The following is an 18487-nucleotide window of genomic DNA, read 5'->3' as shown; positions in this document are numbered from 1 at the left end:
TCTCGTAAAATAGTGCGATGAACCGATTACCGGAACTCGCCGCATCCGACAGACCTTCGACACGTGCCGAAGGCGCGACGCCATGCGCGCTCGATGATGCGACGTTGACAGCGCTCGCCGCGCGCATCAGGGCGTGGGGGCGCGAATTGGGTTTCGGGGCGATCGGCATCAGCGATACCGATCTCTCGGATGCCGAAGCGGGCCTCGCCGCCTGGCTGGAAGCCGGGTACCACGGCGAAATGGATTATATGGCGAAACACGGGATGAAACGCGCGCGGCCGGCCGAACTTGTGGCCGGTACGCGACGCGTGATCTCGGCGCGACTCGCCTATCTGCCGGCCGAAACGCTCGCCGCCGACACCCCCGATGCGTCATCCGGCGCGCTCGTGCCGCACGACTGGCGCGCACGCGAGCGCGCGCGTCTCGACGATCCGCAGGCGGCCGTCGTGTCGATCTACGCGCGCGGCCGCGACTATCACAAGGTGCTGCGCAACCGGCTTCAGACGCTCGCGGAGCGCATCGAGCGCGAGATCGGCGCATTCGGCTACCGCGTGTTCACCGATTCGGCGCCGGTGCTCGAGGTCGAGCTCGCGCAGAAGGCCGGCGTCGGCTGGCGCGGCAAGCACACGTTGTTGCTGCAGCGCGACGCGGGTTCGCTGTTCTTCCTCGGCGAGATCTACGTCGACGTGCCGTTGCCGACCGACGCGCAAACCGCGCCCGACGTCGCGCCCGAGACGCCCGGCGCGCATTGCGGCAGTTGCACGCGCTGCATCGGCGCGTGCCCGACCGGCGCGATCGTCGAACCGTATCGCGTCGACGCGCGCCGTTGCATTTCCTACCTGACGATCGAACTGAAAGGCAGCATTCCGGAGCCGCTGCGGCCGATGATCGGCAACCGCGTATACGGCTGCGACGACTGCCAGCTCGTGTGCCCGTGGAACAAGTTCGCGCAGGCCGCGCCCGTCGCCGATTTCGACGTGCGGCACGGGCTCGACCGCGCGACGCTCGTCGAGCTGTTCGGCTGGGATGCCGACGCGTTCGACACGCGGATGCAGGGCAGCGCGATCCGGCGCATCGGATACGAAAGCTGGCTGCGCAATCTCGCGGTCGGGCTCGGCAATGCGTTGCGCGCGCCGGCCGACCGGCTCGCGCCCGATGCGCGCGACGCGATCGTCGCCGCGTTGCGTGCACGGGCCGACGATCCGTCGCCGGTCGTGCGCGAGCATGTCGAATGGGCCCTGCGTGCCGCATGAAGGCGGCGTAAAGTGTCGTCGGCGCGCGGCGGTGCCGCGCGTTTCACCGGTGAGGAGAAGCTCATGTTCAACGCAGTCATCGACGCACCGTTCGGCAAGGTCGGCATTCGCACCGATGCCGCGGTGGTGCGCGAGATCGTCTATCTGCCCGAGTCGGTCAAATCGGTCAATCCGGACTCGCCGCTCGCGCAGCGCGCGGTCGAGCAGATCGAACGTTATTTCGAGCGCGCGTCGGCGCGTTTCGACCTGCCGCTCGCCGACGTCGGCAGTGCTTTCCAGCATCGCGTGTGGAACGTGATCAGCGACATTCCGCCGGGCACGGTGCTGACTTACGGGCAGGTCGCGAAGCGGATCGGCAGCGCGCCGCGCGCGGTCGGCCAGGCGTGCGGCGCGAACTATTTCCCGCTCGTGATTCCGTGCCATCGCGTCGTGGCGGCAGGCGGTCTCGGCGGCTTCGCGAACCACGACGACAATGGCTATTACCAGAAAGTGAAGCGCTGGCTGCTGGCGCACGAAGGCGTGCCGTACTGATGAGTGAACCCTTGCTTTCCCCCGATTCCGACTCCGCCCCCGTCGCCAATGGCGACGAGGCCGCGGCCTCGCCCGCGCTGCTCGCGAGCCGCGCGTCGATCGACGTGTTCTGCGACGCGCTGTGGCTCGAACACGGGCTCGCGCGCAACACGCTCGACGCGTACCGGCGCGATCTGATGCTGTTTTCGCACTGGCTGGCCGCGACGCACGACGCGTCGCTCGACTCGGTCGACGAAGCGATGGTGACCGGCTACATCGCCGCGCGCAGCGACGGCAAGGCGACGTCGTCGAACCGGCGGTTGTCGGTGTTCCGTCGCTATTACGGCTGGGCCGTACGCGAGCATCGCGCGAGCGCGGACCCGACGCTGCGGATCACGTCGGCGAAACAGGCCGCGCGGTTTCCGTCGACGCTGTCCGAGGCGCAGGTCGAAGCGCTGCTCGGCGCGCCCGACATCGGCACGCCGCTCGGCCTGCGCGATCGCACGATGCTGGAGCTGATGTACGCGAGCGGGCTGCGCGTGAGCGAACTCGTCACGCTGAAGACCGTCGAGGTCGGGCTCAACGAGGGCGTTGTGCGGGTGATGGGCAAGGGCTCGAAGGAACGGCTCGTGCCGTTCGGCGAAGTCGCGCACGGCTGGATCGAGCGCTACCTGCGCGACGCGCGGCCCGCGCTGCTCGGCGCGCGCGCAGCCGACGCGCTGTTCGTGACCGGACGCGGCGACGGGATGACGCGCCAGCAGTTCTGGAACATCATCAAGCGCCACGCGCAGCAGGCCGACGTGCGCGCGCATCTGTCGCCGCATACGCTGCGGCACGCATTCGCGACGCATCTGCTGAACCACGGCGCCGACCTGCGCGTCGTGCAGTTGCTGCTCGGCCACAGCGACATCTCGACCACGCAGATCTACACGCACGTCGCGCGCGAGCGGCTGAAGACGCTGCACGCGCAGCACCACCCGCGCGGCTAGCGCGGGCCACACGCGGGATGCAGCCCGCGCCCGCGCGTCACGCGAGTTCGCGCAGCTTGTGCTTCAGCACCTTGCCCGTCGATGCGGCCGGCAGCGCATCGAGCACGCGGATGCGCGCGGGGCGCTTGTAAGGCGCGAGCCGTTCCGCGCACCACGCCTGCAGCGCGGCCTCGGTCGCGGTCGCGCCCGGCACCAGTTCGACGAATGCGAGCACTTCCTCGTTGCCCTCGACCGCGCGTCCGACGACGGCCGCCTGCACGACGTCCGGGTGCGCGTTCAGCACCTGTTCGACTTCGACCGGATACACGTTGAAGCCCGAGCGGATGATCAGCTCCTTGCTGCGGCCCGCGATCGTCACCGAGCCGTCGGCTTCCTGGCGCGCGAGATCGCCGGTGCTCAGCCAGCCGTCGGGCGACACGGCCGCGCGCGTGGCCTCCGCGTTGCGGTAGTAGCCGAGCATCACGTTCGGCCCGCGCACGCGGATTTCACCCACTTCGCCCTGCGGCACGTCGGCGCCGTCCGGCGCGACGATCCGCATCTCGACACCCGGGATCGGCATGCCGACCGAGCAGTCGGCACGCGGCGCGTCGAGCGGCGTCTGCGTGATCGTCGGGCTGCTCTCGGTCATTCCGTAGCCGTTGTGCAGCGGCACGCCGTACACGCGCTCGACGCGCGCCTTCAGGTCGGCGTCGAGCGGCGAGCCGCCCGAATACGCGAAACGCAGCCGCGGCGCGCGCCACGCGTGCGCGTGCGTGTGCAGGTGCTCGAGCAGCTTCGCGTGCATCGCGGGCACGCCCTGGAAGATCGTCACGCCTTCATCGGCAAGCGCGACGCGCACGGCCTCCGGCGAGAAGCGCGGCGCGAGCCGCAGCGTCGCGCCAGCGTACAGGCTGCCGAGGCAGACCGATGCGAGCCCGTACACGTGCGACACGGGCAGCACCGTGTAGACGAGGTCGTCCGGCGACACGCGGCGCAGCGCGCTCGACGTCGCCGCGATGAACAGCAGGTTGCGGTGCGACAGCATCACGCCTTTCGGCGAACCCGTCGTGCCGGTCGTGTAGATCAGCGCAGCGCATTGCGCGGCGCCATCGGCCGCCACCGGTTCGTCGGGCGCGCTCGGGTCGACGCGGTACGACCACGCGCCGATGTCGACCGGCAGCGCGTCGGCCGGCGTCGCGTCGTGGCGCGCCGCGTGCGCGCGCGCATCGGGCGATGCCTCCGTCGCGAACGCGATCAGCTTCGGCCGCGCATGCGCGGCGATCGCATCGAGTTCGCCGGCCGACAGCCGCGCGTTCGACACGAGCGCCCATGCGTCGACGCGCGCCGCCGCGAATAACAGCACGATCTGCGCGATGCTGTTTTCCGCGACGATCATCACGCGATCGCCGCCGTGCACGCCGAGGCGCGCGAGCCGCTCGGCAGCCGCATCGACCGCTCGCGACAGCTCGCCGTACGACAGGCGGCGCGCATCCTCGATCAGTGCCGGATGCGCGGGCGCTTGCGCGGCCCAGCGGGCGGGCACGTCGGCGATGCGCTCGGGCAAGGCGGCGAGCAGCGCCGGGACGTCGAGCGGCGCGGATGAACGGACAGGCGAGGACATGGCGTCTCCAGAAGAAGGGCCGGGCGGCGGCGCGGCAAGTTTTGCGAACGATCGTGCCATGACGGCGGGCGCGCCACAATCGGCCAATCGGGCAATAGCACTTCGCGATGTGCGCAATGATGATGGACGGGCGCGCCGCGGCGACGGGTGCTCGCCCGGGACACCGGTGCAAAAGGGCCGCGAGTATACCGCCGGTGCGCGGCATGCCGCCCCGAACACGGGACGGTGCGGTCGTGTGTCGACGCCCGCCCGGCGGTCGTTCGCCATTAAAATGCCGCGATGAGCAAATCCAGACACGTGTCCGAGACACCCGCAACCCAGCTGCTGCGGCGCCACGGCGTCGCCTTCGGCGAGCATCCGTACGATTACGTCGAGCACGGCGGCACCGGCGAGTCGGCGCGCCAGCTCGGCGTCGACGAACACAGCGTCGTGAAGACGCTCGTGATGGAGGACGAGCACGCGAAGCCGCTGATCGTGCTGATGCACGGCGACCGCACGGTGTCGACCAAGAACCTCGCGCGGCAGATCGGCGCGAAGCGTGTCGAGCCGTGCAAGCCCGACGTCGCGAACCGCCATTCCGGCTATCTGGTCGGCGGCACGTCGCCGTTCGGCACGCGCAAGACGATGCCCGTGTACGTCGAGTCGACCATCCTCGAATTGCCGACGATCTACCTGAACGGCGGCCGCCGCGGCTATCTCGTCAGCCTCGCGCCGACGGTGCTCACGACGCTGCTCGGCGCGACGCCCGTGCAGTGCGCGAGCGTCGACTGAGGGTTTCACCTTCGTGGCAGGCCGTGCTCGTTCGGTAGAATGAGCGCCGTTTCGGCCGGTCGGCCCGCACGGCCGGCCGCCACGGCCCGCCGGCGGTTCGCCGCGACGGCGCCCGCCGCAACCGGCCGGCATGCCGTGCCCGGCCGCCCCTTCACCGATACGTTGAAAGAAGAGTTCTCCGCATGCAGATCCTGCTCGCCGCACTTGTTGCCTACCTGATCGGTTCGGTGTCGTTCGCCGTCGTCGTCAGCGCCGCGATGGGCCTGGCCGATCCCCGTTCGTACGGGTCGAAGAATCCCGGCGCGACCAATGTGCTGCGCAGCGGCAACAAGAAGGCCGCGATCCTGACGCTCGTCGGCGATGCGTTCAAGGGCTGGCTCGCCGTCTGGCTCGCGCGGCACTTCGGGCTGTCCGACGTCGCCGTCGCGTGGGTCGCGATCGCCGTCTTCATCGGCCACCTGTATCCGGTGTTCTTCCGCTTCCAGGGCGGCAAGGGCGTCGCGACCGCGGCCGGCGTGCTGCTCGCCGTGCATCCGGTGCTCGGCCTGGCGACCGCGCTGACCTGGTTGATCGTCGCGTTCTTCTTCCGCTATTCGTCGCTCGCGGCGCTGGTGGCGGCCGTGTTCGCACCGGTGTTCGACGTGTTCCTGTTCGGCACCGGCCACAACCCGGTCGCGTGGGCCGTGCTCGCGATGAGCGTGCTGCTCGTGTGGCGCCACCGCGGCAACATCTCGAAGCTGCTGGCGGGGCAGGAAAGCCGGATCGGCGACAAGAAGAAAGCTGCGTCCGACGGCGGCGCGCAGGACGGCGGGAAGGTCTGAGGAGGGGGATGACTGCCGCCGCCCGCCGGGGCGCCCCGCGTGCGGGGCCCGGCGGCGCGGCATGACCGGTCGACGGCGTCGATCAGTCGCGGAAGTTGTTGAAGTCGAGCGGGGTGTCGGTCACGTCCTTGCGCAGCATCGCGATCACGCTCTGCAGGTCGTCGCGCTTCGTGCCGGCCACGCGCACCGCGTCGCCCTGGATGCTCGCCTGCACCTTGATCTTGCTGTCTTTCACGAGCCTGACGATCTTCTTCGCGAGGTCGCCCGTCACGCCCTTCTTCACGGTGACGATCTGCTTGACCTTGTCGCCGCCGATCTTCTCGACCTTGCCGTAGTCGAGGAAGCGCACGTCGACGTTGCGCTTCGCGAGCTTGTTGATCAGCACGTCCTTGACCTGGCCGAGCTTGAAATCGTCGTCGGCGAACAGCGTCAGCTCGCGCTCCTTCTGCTCGACGCGCGCGTCGGAGCCCTTGAAGTCGAAGCGCGTCGAAATTTCCTTGTTCGACTGCTCGATGGCGTTCTTCACTTCGATCATGTTCGCTTCGGAAACGACGTCGAACGATGGCATGGCATTCTCCCTTGAGATGCGGGCGCCCGGCTCGCGCGCGGGCACTCGCTATAATTGCGGACTGTTTGCCATTTTACCGATGCCCCTCCGTTTGCCCAAGGCCGGCCGTGAGCCCGCCCGGCGGACGTGACCGCGAATGCCGATGCCTCCTGACGATTCCGCCCTGTCGCTGCTCCCCGACCATCCGCTTGCCGCGCACAATACGTTCGGCATCGCCGCGAAGGCGCGCTTTGCCGCGCGCATCACGCAGGCGGCGCAGTTCGAGGCGCTGCACCGCGACCCGCGCGTCGCGTCACTGCCGCAGCTCGTGCTCGGCGGCGGCAGCAACGTCGTGTTCACGCGCGATTTCGACGGCGTCGTGCTGCTCGACGAGATCGCCGGCCGCCGCGTCGTGCGCGAGGACGACGACGCATGGTACGTCGAGGCCGGCGGCGGCGAGATCTGGCACGCGTTCGTCGCGTGGACGCTCGAGCACGGGATGCCTGGCCTCGAGAACCTTGCGCTGATTCCGGGCACCGTCGGCGCCGCGCCGATCCAGAACATCGGCGCGTACGGCCTCGAGATGAAGACGTATTTCGACTCGCTGGTCGCCGTCGAGCTCGCGACGGGGCGCAGCGAGCGCTTCGACGCCGCGCGCTGCGCGTTCGGCTATCGCGACAGCTTCTTCAAGCGGGAAGGGCGCGGCCGCTTCGCAATCGTGGCGGTGACGTTCCGGCTGCCCAAGCGCTGGACGCCGCGGCTCGGCTACGCCGATGTCACGCGCGAGCTCGACGCGCGCGGCATCGCGCCGGACGCGGCAACGCCGCGCGACGTGTTCGACGCGGTCGTCGCGATCCGCCGCGCGAAGCTGCCCGATCCGCTCGTGCTCGGCAACGCGGGCAGCTTCTTCAAGAATCCGGTGATCGACGCCGCGCAGTTCGACGCGCTGCGCGCGCGCGTGCCCGAAGTGGTGTCGTATCCGCAGCCGGACGGGCAGGTGAAGCTCGCGGCCGGCTGGCTGATCGACCGCTGCGGCTGGAAGGGGCGCGCGCTCGGCGCGGCGGCCGTGCACGACCGGCAGGCGCTCGTGCTGGTGAATCGCGGCGGCGCGACGGGCGCCGAGGTCCTCGCGCTGGCGCGCGCGATCCAGGACGACGTGCGCGAGCGGTTCGGCGTCGAGCTCGAACCCGAGCCGGTGTGCCTGTAACGCGGCGCTTCGTACCGCGCATTTCATTCGCTCTCGCCGCGTACAAACAAAAAGCGCCGATCGACGATCGGCGCTTTTTTTCGCATGCCGCCCGATGCCGGCGGCGCGCGGGTGCTGCGATCAGTGCTTGAGGCGGCCGAGCAGCAGGAACTCCATCAGCGCCTTCTGCACGTGCAGGCGGTTTTCCGCCTCGTCCCACACGACGCTCTGCGGGCCGTCGATCACGCCGGCCGTCACTTCCTCGCCGCGGTGCGCGGGCAGGCAGTGCATGAAGAGCGCGTCCGCGTTCGCGTGGCCCATCATTTCCTCGTCGACGCACCAGTCGGCAAATGCCTGCTTGCGCGCTTCGTTCTCGGCTTCGAAGCCCATGCTCGTCCACACGTCGGTCGTCACGAGATCGGCGCCCTTGCACGCTTCGTTCGGATCGTCGAACACCTCGTAGAACGGCGCGCTGTCCGGCGACACGAGCTTCATGTCGAGCGCATAGCCCGGCGGCGTCGACAGGCGCAGCTTGAAGCCGAGGATCTGCGCGGCTTCGATCCACGTGTACAGCATGTTGTTCGCATCGCCGACCCAAGCGACCGTCTTGCCGGCGATCGGGCCTCGGTGCTCGTAGTACGTGAAGATGTCGGCGAGCACCTGGCACGGGTGGTATTCGTTGGTCAGGCCGTTGATCACCGGCACGCGGGAGTTTTCCGCGAAGCGCGTGATCACGTCCTGCTCGAACGTGCGGATCATGATGATGTCGACCATCCGCGAGATGACCTGCGCGGAATCCTCGACCGGCTCGCCGCGGCCGAGCTGCGTGTCGCGCGTGCTCATGAACACCGCGTGGCCGCCGAGCTGGAAGATGCCGGCTTCGAACGACAGGCGCGTGCGCGTCGAGCTCTTCTCGAAGATCATCGCGAGCGTGCGGTCGTGCAGCGGGTGATAGGTCTCGTAGTTCTTGAACTTGCGCTTCAGGATACCCGTGCGTTCGAGCACGTACTCGTAGTCTTCCAGCGAGAAATCCTTGAACTGCAGGTAGTGACGAATGGTTTTGGCGGTCATGAAACGAAATACGGCGGGTCTGAACCGGCAGCGGGGCCGGACGGCGCCGCCGTCGGGTGTGGATAACTCAAAGCAGCATAAAGGATTTTCTGTGCTTTGACGAGCCGCGCCGAAAACCGGGGCGGGATCGTCGCGCGCACGGGAGGATGCCGGAAGAGGGGCCGCGAGACGACGCGCGATGTCGCGCTGCGGTATAATCCAAAAGTTTTCTCCAGCCCGGCAGGCAAGGCTCTTCGCGCTCTGCCGGACACAAGCCATGCGCTGCACAAATCCGGTGCGGCGCGCCGGCGGCACGCAGCGACGTCCTGTTTTCGGGATATCGGAGCGCATGTGTCGCCGTCCACTCCAGCTTTGTGTTCGCGTATCCAGGCGCCGTCGCCTGGACATCGCCGGGCCGTCACTTGGGTAACCACATGGCTGAAACCCCTCCGACCGAATTCTTCATCCAGGGCATCACGAAAGACGGGAAAAAGTTTCGCCCGAGCGACTGGTCGGAGCGTCTGGCTGGCGTGATGGCCTGTTTCGGGCCGGGTGCGAGCGGGCCGAACGCGCGCCTGAAATATTCGCTGTACGTGCGCCCGACGATGCTCGGCGACCTGAAATGCGTGATCCTCGATTCCCGGCTGCGCGACATCGAGCCAATGGCGTTCGATTTCGTGCTGAACTTCGCGAAGGACAACAACCTCGTCGTCACCGAGGCGTGCGAGTTGCCGGACTACAACGAGAAGAAGTGAGTTGGGCGGGCGAGGGGAGCATCCCGCGCCCGCATTTGATGGTCGCCCGGCGCGATGCGCAGGCGACGCACGACAAAAAGCCCGCCTAGGCGGGCTTTTTTGCGATCGCAGGAAACAGGAACGCCCGCGAGAGCGGGCGCACCGGATTTACGCTGCTGCCTGCAGACCCTTGACGGCTGCGGCGAGGCGGCTCTTGCTGCGAGCGGCCTTGTTCTTGTGAACGATCTTCTTGTCGGCGATCGTGTCGATCGTCTTCACGGCAGCCTTGAACAGCTCGGCAGCCTTTGCCTGGTCGCCGGCTTCAACAGCCTTGCGAACCGACTTGATCGCGGTACGGAATTTCGAGCGCAGCGCCGAGTTGTGCGAATTTGCCTTCGCGGCTTGGCGGGCGCGCTTGCGTGCTTGTGCGGAGTTAGCCATGACGGTTCCTTATCCTGTCCTGTTTCCAGAGCTTGGAGCCTGACGGCCAAGCGCTGCTTTTCGATCCGTCCCCTGAGAACGATTGCCCAGGGGCGCATAAAAAACGGTGATTTTAACCGAGGCCGAGACATGAAAACGACAGGCGCCGTGCATGTAACAGGCTCAGAAACCGGCGATTATAGCAACAAAATCAAGCGCGTGGCAAGGTCAACGTGACGTCGGCCGGACGGGGGCGCCGGCGACATGGGCCCTTTTCGGCATCCGTCCGTGCCGGGACACGCAACGTCCGTATAATAAGCGCCCCATGAATCTATTCCGAGCCCTGCTGACGGTCAGCGGCTTCACGCTGCTGTCGCGCGTGACCGGACTGGCCCGCGAGACGCTGATCGCCCGTGCGTTCGGCGCCAGTCAATACACCGACGCGTTCTACGTCGCTTTCCGCATCCCGAACCTGCTGCGCCGCCTGTCCGCCGAAGGCGCGTTCTCGCAGGCGTTCGTGCCGATCCTGGCCGAGTTCAAGAACCAGCAGGGACACGATGCGACCAAGGCGCTGGTCGACGCGATGTCGACCGTGCTCGCCTGGGCGCTCGCCGTACTGTCGGTCCTCGGGATCGCCGGCGCGTCGTGGGTCGTGTTCGCGGTCGCGTCCGGCCTGCATACCGACGGGCAGGCGTTCCCGCTCGCGGTCACGATGACGCGGATCATGTTCCCGTACATCGTGTTCATCTCGCTGACGACGCTCGCGTCCGGCGTGCTGAATACCTACAAAAGCTTCTCGCTGCCGGCGTTCGCGCCGGTGCTGCTCAACGTCGCGTTCATCGCCGCGGCCGTGTTCGTCGCGCCGCACCTGAAGGTGCCGGTCTACGCGCTCGCATGGGCCGTCATCGTCGGTGGCGTGCTGCAGTTCATCGTGCAGCTGCCGGGGCTGAAGAAGATCGACATGGTGCCGCTGATCGGCCTCAACCCGGTGCGCGCGCTGCGTCATCCCGGCGTGAAGCGCGTGCTCGCGAAGATGGTGCCCGCGACGTTCGCGGTGTCGGTCGCGCAACTGTCGCTGATCATCAACACCAACATCGCGTCGCGGCTCGGGCAGGGCGCCGTGTCGTGGATCAACTACGCCGACCGCCTGATGGAATTTCCGACCGCGCTGCTCGGCGTCGCGCTCGGCACGATCCTGCTGCCGAGCCTGTCGAAGGCGCACGTCGACGCCGATTCGCACGAGTATTCGGCACTGCTCGACTGGGGGCTGCGCGTCACGTTCCTGCTCGCGGCGCCGAGCGCGCTCGCGCTGTTCTTCTTCGCGACGCCGCTCACCGCGACGCTGTTCAACTACGGCAAGTTCGACGCGCATACGGTCACGATGGTCGCACGCGCACTCGCGACCTACGGGATCGGCCTCGTCGGCATCATCCTGATCAAGATTCTCGCGCCGGGCTTCTACGCGAAGCAGGACATCAAGACGCCCGTGAAGATCGCGATCGGCGTGCTGATCGTCACGCAGATCTCGAACTACGTGTTCGTGCCGCTGATCGGCCATGCGGGCCTCACGCTGAGCATCGGCGTCGGCGCATGCCTGAACTCGCTGCTGCTGTTCCTCGGGCTGCGCAAGCGCGGCATCTACCAGCCGTCGCCGGGCTGGCTGCGCTTCTTCATGCAACTGATCGGCGCGGCGCTCGTGCTCGCGGGCCTGATGCACTGGTGCGCGATCAGCTTCGACTGGACCGGCATGCGCGCGCAGCCGCTCGATCGCATCGCGCTGATGGCGGCGTGCCTGGTGCTGTTCGCTGCACTATATTTCGGTATGTTGTGGGTGATGGGCTTCAAATACGCTTACTTCAGAAGGCGCGCCAAGTGACGACCGCAATGACCCGCGTCCTCGACTACTTCAGCACGCTCGTGGCGGACGACGACAGTCTGCCCGTCACGGAAACCGCGCTGTCGCTCGCACAGGACGCGTATCCCGACCTCGACCTGCAGGGCACGCTGGCCGAAATCGACATGCTGGCCGCGCGGCTGCGCCGCCGGCTCGCCGACGATGCGGACCTGAAGGACCGCGTCGCCGCACTGAACGAGTTCTTCTTCCGCGAACTCGGCTTCGCGTGCAATCACAACGATTACTACGACCCCGATAACAGCCACCTGAACGCGGTGCTGAAGCGGCGGCGCGGGATTCCAATCTCGCTGTCGGTGCTGTACCTGGAGCTCGCCGAGCAGATCGGCGTGCCGGCGCGCGGCGTGTCGTTTCCCGGCCACTTCCTGCTGCGCGTGACGCTGCCGGACGGCGACCTGATCATCGATCCGACCAACGGTCATTCGCTGTCCGAAGCCGAGATGGTCGAGATGCTCGAGCCGTACGTCGCGCGTGCGGCGGGCGCGGTCGACAGCGCGTTGCGCGCGCTGCTGCAGCCGGCCACGAGCCGCGAGATCATCGCGCGGATGCTGCGCAACCTGAAGACGATCTACCTGCAGACGGAACGCTGGCAGCGGCTGCTTGCCGTGCAGCAGCGGCTCGTGATCCTGCTGCCGGAACAGCTCGACGAGGTGCGCGACCGCGGCTTCGCCTATGCGCGGCTCGACTATCTGCGCCCGGCGCTCGAGGATCTCGAGCAGTATCTCGGCGAGCGGCCCGATGCGGACGACGCGACCGTCGTCGAATCGCAGGTGACCGAGTTGCGGCAGCGGATGCAGCGCGACGACGAGGACTGAGCCGTCGCGGTAGCGCCGAAACGCCGAACGTGAAAACGCCCGCATCGCGGGCGTTTTTCATTTGCAATTGCGTGGCCCTTACTTCGGCTGCATCCGGATCGCGCCGTCGAGGCGGATCACTTCGCCGTTGAGCATCGGGTTTTCGACGATCTGGCGCACCAGCATCGCGTATTCGTCCGGTTTGCCGAGCCGCGGCGGGAACGGCACCATCGCGCCGAGCGCGTCCTGCACGTCCTTCGGCATGCCAAGCAGCATCGGCGTCTCGAACAGCCCGGGCGCGATCGTCATCATGCGGATGCCGCTGCGCGACAGGTCGCGTGCGATCGGCAACGTCATGCCCGCGACGCCGGCCTTCGACGCCGCGTACGCGGCCTGGCCGATCTGTCCGTCGTAGGCCGCGACCGACGCGGTGCTGACGATCACGCCGCGCTCGCCGCCGTCGTTCGGCGCGGTCGCAGCCATCGCAGCGGCCGCGAGCCGGATCATGTTGAAGGTGCCGACCAGGTTCACGTTGATCGTTTTCGCGAATACGTCGAGCGGATGCGCGCCGTCCTTGCCGACGGTTTTCGCGGCGGGCGCGATGCCCGCGCAGTTCACGAGGCCGCGCAGCGTGCCCGCGCGCGTCGCGGCGTCGACAGCCGCCTGCGCATCGGCCTCGCTCGACACGTCGCAGCGCACGAACAGGCCGCCCAGCTCGGTCGCGAGCGCCGTGCCGGCCGCCTCGTTCAGGTCGGCGAGCACGACCTTGCCGCCGGCCTGCGCGAGCATGCGGGCCGTTCCGGCGCCGAGGCCCGATGCGCCGCCCGTGATCAGAAAGACGTTGCCGCGAATCTCCATCACTGTCTCCTTGGTTTTGGGTCCGATGCCGGTCGATCGGAGGAAAGGCCGGTGCGCCGGTCCACACGTCGCACGCGTTCGATCGATTGTACGGGGCGCCGTCGCGCGCCGACCAGTGCGGCACGGTCGTGCGAACCCAGGTCAGACGAAACGGCGGCAGCAGACGAAAAAAAAGCCGCCCGGAAGGGCGGCTTGCGGTGCACGACGCTGTGCTTACTTCAGTGCGTCGAACGCACGCTCGCGGATTTCGTCGACGCTGCCGAGGCCCGAGATCTTGCGATACTGCGGGGCCTTCAGGCCGTTTTCCTCGCCGCGCTGCGCCCAGTCGCCGTAGTACTTGATGAGCGGCTTGGTCTGCGCTTCGTACACTTCCAGACGCTTCTTGACGGTTTCTTCCTTGTCGTCGTCGCGCTGGATCAGCGGTTCGCCCGTCACGTCGTCCACGCCCTCGACCTTCGGCGGGTTGAACTTGACGTGGTACGTGCGGCCCGACGCCGGGTGCGTGCGGCGGCCGCTCATGCGCTCGACGATCTCCGAGAACGGGACGTCGATTTCGAGCACGTAATCGATCGCGACGCCGGCGTCCTTCATCGCGTCAGCCTGCGCGATCGTGCGCGGGAAGCCATCGAACAGATAGCCGTTCGCACAATCGGCTTCCTTCAGGCGCTCCTTCACGAGACCGATGATCAGGTCGTCCGTCACGAGCTTGCCTTCGTCCATGAAGCGCTTCGCCTCGATGCCGAGCGGCGTGCCGGCCTTGACGGCCGCGCGCAGCATGTCGCCCGTCGAGATTTGCGGGATGCCGAACTTTTCCTTGATGAAGTTTGCCTGGGTGCCCTTTCCCGCGCCGGGCGCGCCCAACAGGATCAAACGCATGGTGATATCTCCAGTATGTAGATTCGTATGGCGAGACGTAAAAGCGTCGGCGACAGCGTGCGCGGGGCTTGCCTTGCGCGCGGCGGACCGGTCTGATGCGGCGCGTCGGCGAAAAGCGACGCGCGGCTGCCGGGGCGGGCCGTGGCGGGGTCAAGCGAGGACGCGCGGGTCGCGGACGGCTCGCACAATCGCCTGATTATGCCACGGGTTATTTTGAACCCGGCCGAAAAAGGGCCTGCACGCGTGCGAGATCGGCCGGCGTGTCGATGCCGGCTTCGGGCGCATGTTCGGTGATCAGCACCGCGATGCGGTCGCCGTGCCACATCGCGCGCAGCTGTTCGAGCTGCTCGGCCTGCTCGATCGGTGCCTGCGCAAGCGACGGATAGGTGCGCAGAAAACGCGCGCGATACGCGTAGAGGCCGATGTGACGATGGACCGGAAAGGCCGGTGCCGGCATGGCCGCGACGTCGGGCCAGTGCGGCTGGTACGCATCGCGGCTCCACGGAATCGGCGCGCGCGAGAAGTACATCGCGACGTTGCGCGCGTCGAGCGCGACCTTGACGATGTTCGGGTTGAACACGTCGGCGGCGGCGTGGATCGGGTGCGCCGCGGTCGCGATCGCGCAGTCCGGATGCGCGGCGAGGTGCGACGCTACGTCGCGCACGAGCGCCGGGTCGATCAGCGGTTCGTCGCCCTGCACGTTGACGACGACGGTGTCGTCGCTCCACCCGAACGTCGCGGCGACTTCGGCGAGCCGGTCGGTGCCCGACGGATGGTCGGCACGTGTCAGCACCGCTTCGAAACCATGGTCGCGGGCCGCGTCGAGCACGCTCTGCGCGTCGGACGCGACGAGCACCTGCTGCGCGCCCGCTTCGCGCGCACGCTCGGCGACGCGGACGACCATCGGCTTGCCGCCGAGATCGGCGAGCGGCTTGTTCGGCAGACGCGTCGACGCGAGCCGGGCAGGAATGACGGCGATGAAGGGCTGCGGATGAGTCATCGGGGCTGGGCGGTGAGAAGAGCGGGGCGGGCGGCGCGTCGAAGGCGGGCCGCCCGGGGCAGGGGCCGGCACGCGGCCGCGGCGAACCGCGGCCGGGCGCCGGTGCAGCGCTGCGGCGTCAGCTGCCGGCCGGGCCGGCGGGGTCGACCGGCGTGCCTTCGACGGTCTGGCGTGCTTCGTCGACGAGCATCACGGGGATGCCGTCGCGGATCGGGTAGGCGAGCTTGTCCGCGTTGCAGATCAGCTCCTGCGCGGCGCGGTCATAGTGGAGCGGGCCTTTGCAGATAGGGCACACAAGGATTTCAAGCAGGCGAGCGTCCACGGAGTTTCTCCACAACGAGGGCAATGAGGCGAGGATCGAGCGCGGCTTCGACGGGGACGACCCACAGCCGAGCGTCGCGCCAGGAAGCGCCCAATTTTACTGCATCCTTCTCGGTGATCAGGATCGCATCGACCGCGTCGTCGACGAACGGATTGTCGGCGAACGCGTAGTGGTCGGGCAGCGCGCGCGTCGCCGGTGCGAGGCCGGCAGCGCGCAGCGTCGCGAAGAAGCGTTCCGGCGCGCCGATGCCGGCCGCGGCGAGCACGCGCTCGTTCGCGAATTGCGACAGCGGGCGGCGCAGCGCCGGCTGGTCGAGGTGCCACGCGGCGCCCGGCGTGAGCGCGAGCGCATAGGTGTCGGGCCACGGCGGCAGCGCGCCGCTGTACGGATCGTTGACGAGCGTCGCGTCGCGGTGGCGCGACAGCGGCTCGCGCAGCGGCCCGGCCGGCAGCAGGAAGCCGTTGCCGCCGAGCCGGTGGTCGAACACGACGAGCTCGACCGTGCGGGCGAGACGGTAGTGCTGGAGGCCGTCGTCGCTGACGATCACGTCGACGTCCGGGTGCGCGGCGCGCAGCGCCTGCGCGGCCGCGACGCGGTCGGGGCACACCCACACCGGCGCGCCGGTGCGGCGCGCGATCAGCAGCGGCTCGTCGCCGGCCGCGCTCGCGCGCGATGCGGGCGTGACCGCGGTGGGGGCCTTCACGTTCGCGCCGTAGCCGCGCGACACGATGCCCGGCGTGAACCCGGCCGCGCGCAACGCGTCGACGAGCGCGATCACGGTCGGCGTCTTGCCGGTGCCGCCGACGGTCACGTTGCCGACCACGACGACGGGCACGCCGACGTCGACCGGTTGCTTCCAGCCCTGCGCGTAGGCCGTGCGGCGCAGCGCCGCGCACAGGCCGAACACGCACGCGAACGGCGTGAGCGCCCAGGCGAGGGCGCCGCGTCGCTGCCATTCGCGCGTGAGGCGTGCTTCGAGCCGCGCGAGCGGGCCGCCGGGCGCGCTCATCGGGCCGGATGCGGCGCGTCGTGCGCCGCGGCGTGGGACGGATTCATCAAGACGGATTCTCCGTTGGGCGGCGCATGCCGCAAGGTCTTCGGAAGGCGGCACTCTAGCGCGCCGCACGCGGGCGCGGCAAGCGCGGCCGGGCGACGCATCCGATGGGGGCAGATCGGAGCGGGTTGTGGATAACTCTGTGAAAAACTCCCCGCCCATCCGCGTCAAACGCCCGCCGGATGGACTTCGAATCGGCGTCGAACAAAACTGTAAGGTTTAAAAATATATAAAAATCAACGCGTTACGCGGAATTGTCTGGTTTTTTTCGCGGTTTTCAAGCGTTTTTGGCGGACGATTGCCAGAGTGTGGACACCTTCCGCGTGTTGCAGTGCGCGCGGCCGGCGCTGGACGCCGCGCGCGTGTCGGACTATCGTGTCGCCGCCAGCATTCATCCGACCGCACATGCTTTCCGACTCTCCTTTTTCCGCTCCCGGCGCCACGCGCGGCGGCGACGAAGTGATTCCCGTTTCGGCGCTCAATCGCGCGATTTCGACGATGCTCGAGCGCTCGTTTCCGCTGCTGTGGATCTCGGGCGAAGTGTCGAATTTCACGCGTGCCGCGAGCGGCCACTGGTATTTCTCGATCAAGGACCAGCAGGCGCAGATGCGCTGCGTGATGTTCCGCGGTCGCGCGCAGTACGCGGAATTCACGCCGCGCGAAGGCGACCGGATCGAGGTGCGCGCGGTCGTCACGATGTACGAGCCGCGCGGCGAAGTGCAGCTCAACGTCGAGGCCGTGCGGCGCACGGGCCAAGGGCGCTTGTACGAGGCGTTCCTGCGGCTGAAGGCGCAGCTCGAGGCCGAAGGGCTGTTCGCAGCCGAGCGCAAGCGGCCGCTGCCGGCGCACCCGCGCGCGATCGGCATCGTCACGTCGCTGCAGGCCGCCGCGCTGCGCGACGTGCTGACCACGCTCGCGCGCCGCGCGCCGCACATTCCGGTGATCGTCTATCCGGCGCCCGTGCAGGGTGCCGGTTCCGCCGAAAAGCTCGTCGCGGCCGTGCAGACCGCGAATGCGCGGCGCGAGGTCGACGTGCTGCTCGTCTGTCGCGGCGGCGGGTCGATCGAGGATCTGTGGTCGTTCAACGACGAAGCGCTCGCACGAGCGATCGCGGCGAGCGAACTGCCGGTCGTCAGCGGCGTCGGCCACGAAACCGATTTCACGATCGCGGACTTCGCGGCCGACCTGCGCGCGCCGACGCCGACCGGCGCGGCCGAGCTCGCGAGTCCGCAGCGCGCGTTGCTGTTGCGCGAGGTTGCCGACCGTCAGCGCGCGCTTGCGCGCAGCCTGGAACGCGGGCTCGAGCAGCGTGCGCAGCAGCTCGACTGGCTCGCGCGCCGGCTCGTCAGCCCGGCCGAACGGCTGCAGCGGCAACGCACGCACGTCGAACAACTGGCGGTGCGGCTCGCGTCGGCGGCGTCGCGGCCGGTGCGCGACGCGCGTGCGCGTTTCGCGCTCGCGCAATTGCGCTGGCAGCGCGCGCGGCCCGACCCGGCGCAGGCGCGTCAGGCGCTCGCCGGGCTGTCGCAACGTCTCGCGGTGGCGCTGCAGCGCCGTCACGAGCGCGATACCGCGCGCGTGTCGGCCTGCGCGGCGCGGCTCGAGGTGCTGAGCCCGCAGCGCACGCTCGAGCGCGGCTATGCGGCGCTGATCGACACGCAGACCGGTCGCGCGGTGCGCGCGCCGAGCGCGCTGAAGCCGCAGCGCCGACTCACCGTGCATCTTGCCGAAGGCTCGGCCGACGTGTCGCTCGCCGACGTGCAGCCGCGGCTGACCGACACGATGTGACG

Annotated in this window: 19 protein-coding genes; 10 read left to right on the top strand and 9 right to left on the bottom strand. The window is 68.4% G+C overall.

Features of this window, described 5'->3' with window-relative positions:
* Positions 1 to 17: 17 nt before the first annotated feature.
* The 3 genes from queG (at position 18) to xerD (ending at position 2752) form a co-directional block, all read left to right on the top strand.
* Positions 18 to 1253 carry a tRNA epoxyqueuosine(34) reductase QueG gene (queG, locus tag WS46_RS11245; protein ID WP_059690578.1) on the top strand — a complete coding sequence of 412 codons (1236 nt, stop codon included), beginning with the start codon at positions 18 to 20 and terminating at the stop codon, positions 1251 to 1253.
* 63 nt (positions 1254 to 1316) lie between these two features.
* Positions 1317 to 1784 (top strand): methylated-DNA--[protein]-cysteine S-methyltransferase, encoded by a 468-nt coding sequence (locus tag WS46_RS11240; protein WP_059690674.1) that lies wholly within the window; start codon positions 1317 to 1319, stop codon positions 1782 to 1784.
* On the top strand, positions 1784 to 2752 hold the full coding sequence (gene xerD / locus WS46_RS11235) for a site-specific tyrosine recombinase XerD (protein WP_059690577.1): 969 nt from the start codon (positions 1784 to 1786) through the stop codon (positions 2750 to 2752). The genes WS46_RS11240 and xerD overlap by 1 nt, the downstream gene beginning before the upstream one ends.
* A gap of 37 nt (positions 2753 to 2789) precedes the next feature.
* On the opposite strand, the gene WS46_RS11230 is transcribed toward xerD, so the two are convergent.
* Positions 2790 to 4352, bottom strand: a complete 1563-nt coding sequence (locus tag WS46_RS11230; RefSeq protein WP_059690576.1) for a class I adenylate-forming enzyme family protein — start codon at positions 4350 to 4352, stop codon at positions 2790 to 2792.
* A gap of 279 nt (positions 4353 to 4631) precedes the next feature.
* On the opposite strand from WS46_RS11230, the gene ybaK reads away from it, so the two are divergent.
* Together ybaK and plsY are read left to right on the top strand one after the other, a co-directional pair.
* The gene (gene ybaK / locus WS46_RS11225; protein ID WP_059527812.1) at positions 4632 to 5123 is read left to right on the top strand and encodes a Cys-tRNA(Pro) deacylase; all 492 of its coding nucleotides are present in this window, start codon (positions 4632 to 4634) and stop codon (positions 5121 to 5123) included.
* 182 nt (positions 5124 to 5305) lie between these two features.
* Positions 5306 to 5944, top strand: a complete 639-nt coding sequence (plsY, locus tag WS46_RS11220; protein WP_059690575.1) for a glycerol-3-phosphate 1-O-acyltransferase PlsY — start codon at positions 5306 to 5308, stop codon at positions 5942 to 5944.
* An 82-nt stretch (positions 5945 to 6026) separates the two neighbouring features.
* Here the strand turns inward: plsY and WS46_RS11215 are convergent, their stop codons facing one another.
* A complete protein-coding gene (locus WS46_RS11215) occupies positions 6027 to 6512 on the bottom strand; it encodes a YajQ family cyclic di-GMP-binding protein (protein WP_006762345.1) in 486 nt (161 codons plus the stop codon).
* Positions 6513 to 6648: 136 nt separating this feature from the next.
* Here WS46_RS11215 and murB point away from each other — a divergent pair, with 136 nt between their 5' ends.
* A complete protein-coding gene (murB, locus tag WS46_RS11210) occupies positions 6649 to 7698 on the top strand; it encodes a UDP-N-acetylmuramate dehydrogenase (protein WP_059690574.1) in 1050 nt (349 codons plus the stop codon).
* Between the two features lie 120 nt (positions 7699 to 7818).
* On the opposite strand, the gene argF is transcribed toward murB, so the two are convergent.
* The gene (gene argF / locus WS46_RS11205; protein WP_059511839.1) at positions 7819 to 8748 is read right to left on the bottom strand and encodes an ornithine carbamoyltransferase; all 930 of its coding nucleotides are present in this window, start codon (positions 8746 to 8748) and stop codon (positions 7819 to 7821) included.
* Between the two features lie 413 nt (positions 8749 to 9161).
* Between argF and WS46_RS11200 the strand changes: the two genes are divergently transcribed.
* Positions 9162 to 9482 carry a DUF3579 domain-containing protein gene (locus WS46_RS11200; RefSeq protein WP_006762342.1) on the top strand — a complete coding sequence of 107 codons (321 nt, stop codon included), beginning with the start codon at positions 9162 to 9164 and terminating at the stop codon, positions 9480 to 9482.
* A 147-nt stretch (positions 9483 to 9629) separates the two neighbouring features.
* Here the strand turns inward: WS46_RS11200 and rpsT are convergent, their stop codons facing one another.
* Complete coding sequence (gene rpsT / locus WS46_RS11195; protein WP_006482211.1) at positions 9630 to 9902, bottom strand: 30S ribosomal protein S20; 273 nt, start codon at positions 9900 to 9902, stop codon at positions 9630 to 9632.
* 304 nt (positions 9903 to 10206) lie between these two features.
* On the opposite strand from rpsT, the gene murJ reads away from it, so the two are divergent.
* Positions 10207 to 11757, top strand: a complete 1551-nt coding sequence (murJ, locus tag WS46_RS11190) for a murein biosynthesis integral membrane protein MurJ (protein ID WP_059527801.1) — start codon at positions 10207 to 10209, stop codon at positions 11755 to 11757.
* 8 nt (positions 11758 to 11765) lie between these two features.
* Positions 11766 to 12608 carry a SirB1 family protein gene (locus WS46_RS11185; protein ID WP_059528320.1) on the top strand — a complete coding sequence of 281 codons (843 nt, stop codon included), beginning with the start codon at positions 11766 to 11768 and terminating at the stop codon, positions 12606 to 12608.
* Between the two features lie 78 nt (positions 12609 to 12686).
* Here WS46_RS11185 and WS46_RS11180 read toward each other — a convergent pair whose 3' ends face one another.
* The 5 genes from WS46_RS11180 to lpxK all read right to left on the bottom strand — a co-directional run bounded on the left by WS46_RS11180 (position 12687) and on the right by lpxK (position 16652).
* A complete protein-coding gene (locus tag WS46_RS11180) occupies positions 12687 to 13445 on the bottom strand; it encodes an SDR family NAD(P)-dependent oxidoreductase (RefSeq protein ID WP_059690573.1) in 759 nt (252 codons plus the stop codon).
* A gap of 213 nt (positions 13446 to 13658) precedes the next feature.
* Entirely contained in the window at positions 13659 to 14321 is a 663-nt protein-coding gene (adk, locus tag WS46_RS11175) for an adenylate kinase (RefSeq protein WP_059690572.1), read from the bottom strand.
* 208 nt (positions 14322 to 14529) lie between these two features.
* Positions 14530 to 15321 carry a 3-deoxy-manno-octulosonate cytidylyltransferase gene (gene kdsB, locus WS46_RS11170; protein WP_059690571.1) on the bottom strand — a complete coding sequence of 264 codons (792 nt, stop codon included), beginning with the start codon at positions 15319 to 15321 and terminating at the stop codon, positions 14530 to 14532.
* A 118-nt stretch (positions 15322 to 15439) separates the two neighbouring features.
* Positions 15440 to 15643: a Trm112 family protein gene (locus tag WS46_RS11165; RefSeq protein WP_006750935.1), complete on the bottom strand. Its 204-nt coding sequence runs from the start codon at positions 15641 to 15643 to the stop codon at positions 15440 to 15442.
* Positions 15624 to 16652 carry a tetraacyldisaccharide 4'-kinase gene (lpxK, locus tag WS46_RS11160; protein WP_059527790.1) on the bottom strand — a complete coding sequence of 343 codons (1029 nt, stop codon included), beginning with the start codon at positions 16650 to 16652 and terminating at the stop codon, positions 15624 to 15626. Before lpxK ends, WS46_RS11165 begins: the two co-directional genes overlap by 20 nt.
* A gap of 450 nt (positions 16653 to 17102) precedes the next feature.
* On the opposite strand from lpxK, the gene xseA reads away from it, so the two are divergent.
* Positions 17103 to 18485, top strand: a complete 1383-nt coding sequence (xseA, locus tag WS46_RS11155; RefSeq protein WP_059690570.1) for an exodeoxyribonuclease VII large subunit — start codon at positions 17103 to 17105, stop codon at positions 18483 to 18485.
* Positions 18486 to 18487 lie beyond the last annotated feature (2 nt).

It is taken from the genome of Burkholderia sp. RF4-BP95 (assembly GCF_001521985.1).
In the GTDB taxonomy this organism is placed as follows: Bacteria; Pseudomonadota; Gammaproteobacteria; order Burkholderiales; family Burkholderiaceae; genus Burkholderia; species Burkholderia diffusa.
The sequence above is the reverse complement of the archived record's forward strand: the minus strand, read 5'-3'. Positions and strand labels throughout refer to the sequence as shown.

Bases quoted from the DNA above. Each gene is read 5' to 3' on its own strand.
- queG (WP_059690578.1), top strand. From the start codon at position 18: ATGAACCGATTACCGGAACTCGCCGCATCCGACAGACCTTCGACACGT.
- WS46_RS11240 (WP_059690674.1), top strand. From the start codon at position 1,317: ATGTTCAACGCAGTCATCGACGCACCGTTCGGCAAGGTCGGCATTCGC.
- xerD (WP_059690577.1), top strand. From the start codon at position 1,784: ATGAGTGAACCCTTGCTTTCCCCCGATTCCGACTCCGCCCCCGTCGCC.
- WS46_RS11230 (WP_059690576.1), bottom strand. From the start codon at position 4,352: ATGTCCTCGCCTGTCCGTTCATCCGCGCCGCTCGACGTCCCGGCGCTG.
- ybaK (WP_059527812.1), top strand. From the start codon at position 4,632: ATGAGCAAATCCAGACACGTGTCCGAGACACCCGCAACCCAGCTGCTG.
- plsY (WP_059690575.1), top strand. From the start codon at position 5,306: ATGCAGATCCTGCTCGCCGCACTTGTTGCCTACCTGATCGGTTCGGTG.
- WS46_RS11215 (WP_006762345.1), bottom strand. From the start codon at position 6,512: ATGCCATCGTTCGACGTCGTTTCCGAAGCGAACATGATCGAAGTGAAG.
- murB (WP_059690574.1), top strand. From the start codon at position 6,649: ATGCCGATGCCTCCTGACGATTCCGCCCTGTCGCTGCTCCCCGACCAT.
- argF (WP_059511839.1), bottom strand. From the start codon at position 8,748: ATGACCGCCAAAACCATTCGTCACTACCTGCAGTTCAAGGATTTCTCG.
- WS46_RS11200 (WP_006762342.1), top strand. From the start codon at position 9,162: ATGGCTGAAACCCCTCCGACCGAATTCTTCATCCAGGGCATCACGAAA.
- rpsT (WP_006482211.1), bottom strand. From the start codon at position 9,902: ATGGCTAACTCCGCACAAGCACGCAAGCGCGCCCGCCAAGCCGCGAAG.
- murJ (WP_059527801.1), top strand. From the start codon at position 10,207: ATGAATCTATTCCGAGCCCTGCTGACGGTCAGCGGCTTCACGCTGCTG.
- WS46_RS11185 (WP_059528320.1), top strand. From the start codon at position 11,766: ATGACCCGCGTCCTCGACTACTTCAGCACGCTCGTGGCGGACGACGAC.
- WS46_RS11180 (WP_059690573.1), bottom strand. From the start codon at position 13,445: ATGGAGATTCGCGGCAACGTCTTTCTGATCACGGGCGGCGCATCGGGC.
- adk (WP_059690572.1), bottom strand. From the start codon at position 14,321: ATGCGTTTGATCCTGTTGGGCGCGCCCGGCGCGGGAAAGGGCACCCAG.
- kdsB (WP_059690571.1), bottom strand. From the start codon at position 15,321: ATGACTCATCCGCAGCCCTTCATCGCCGTCATTCCTGCCCGGCTCGCG.
- lpxK (WP_059527790.1), bottom strand. From the start codon at position 16,652: ATGAGCGCGCCCGGCGGCCCGCTCGCGCGGCTCGAAGCACGCCTCACG.
- xseA (WP_059690570.1), top strand. From the start codon at position 17,103: ATGCTTTCCGACTCTCCTTTTTCCGCTCCCGGCGCCACGCGCGGCGGC.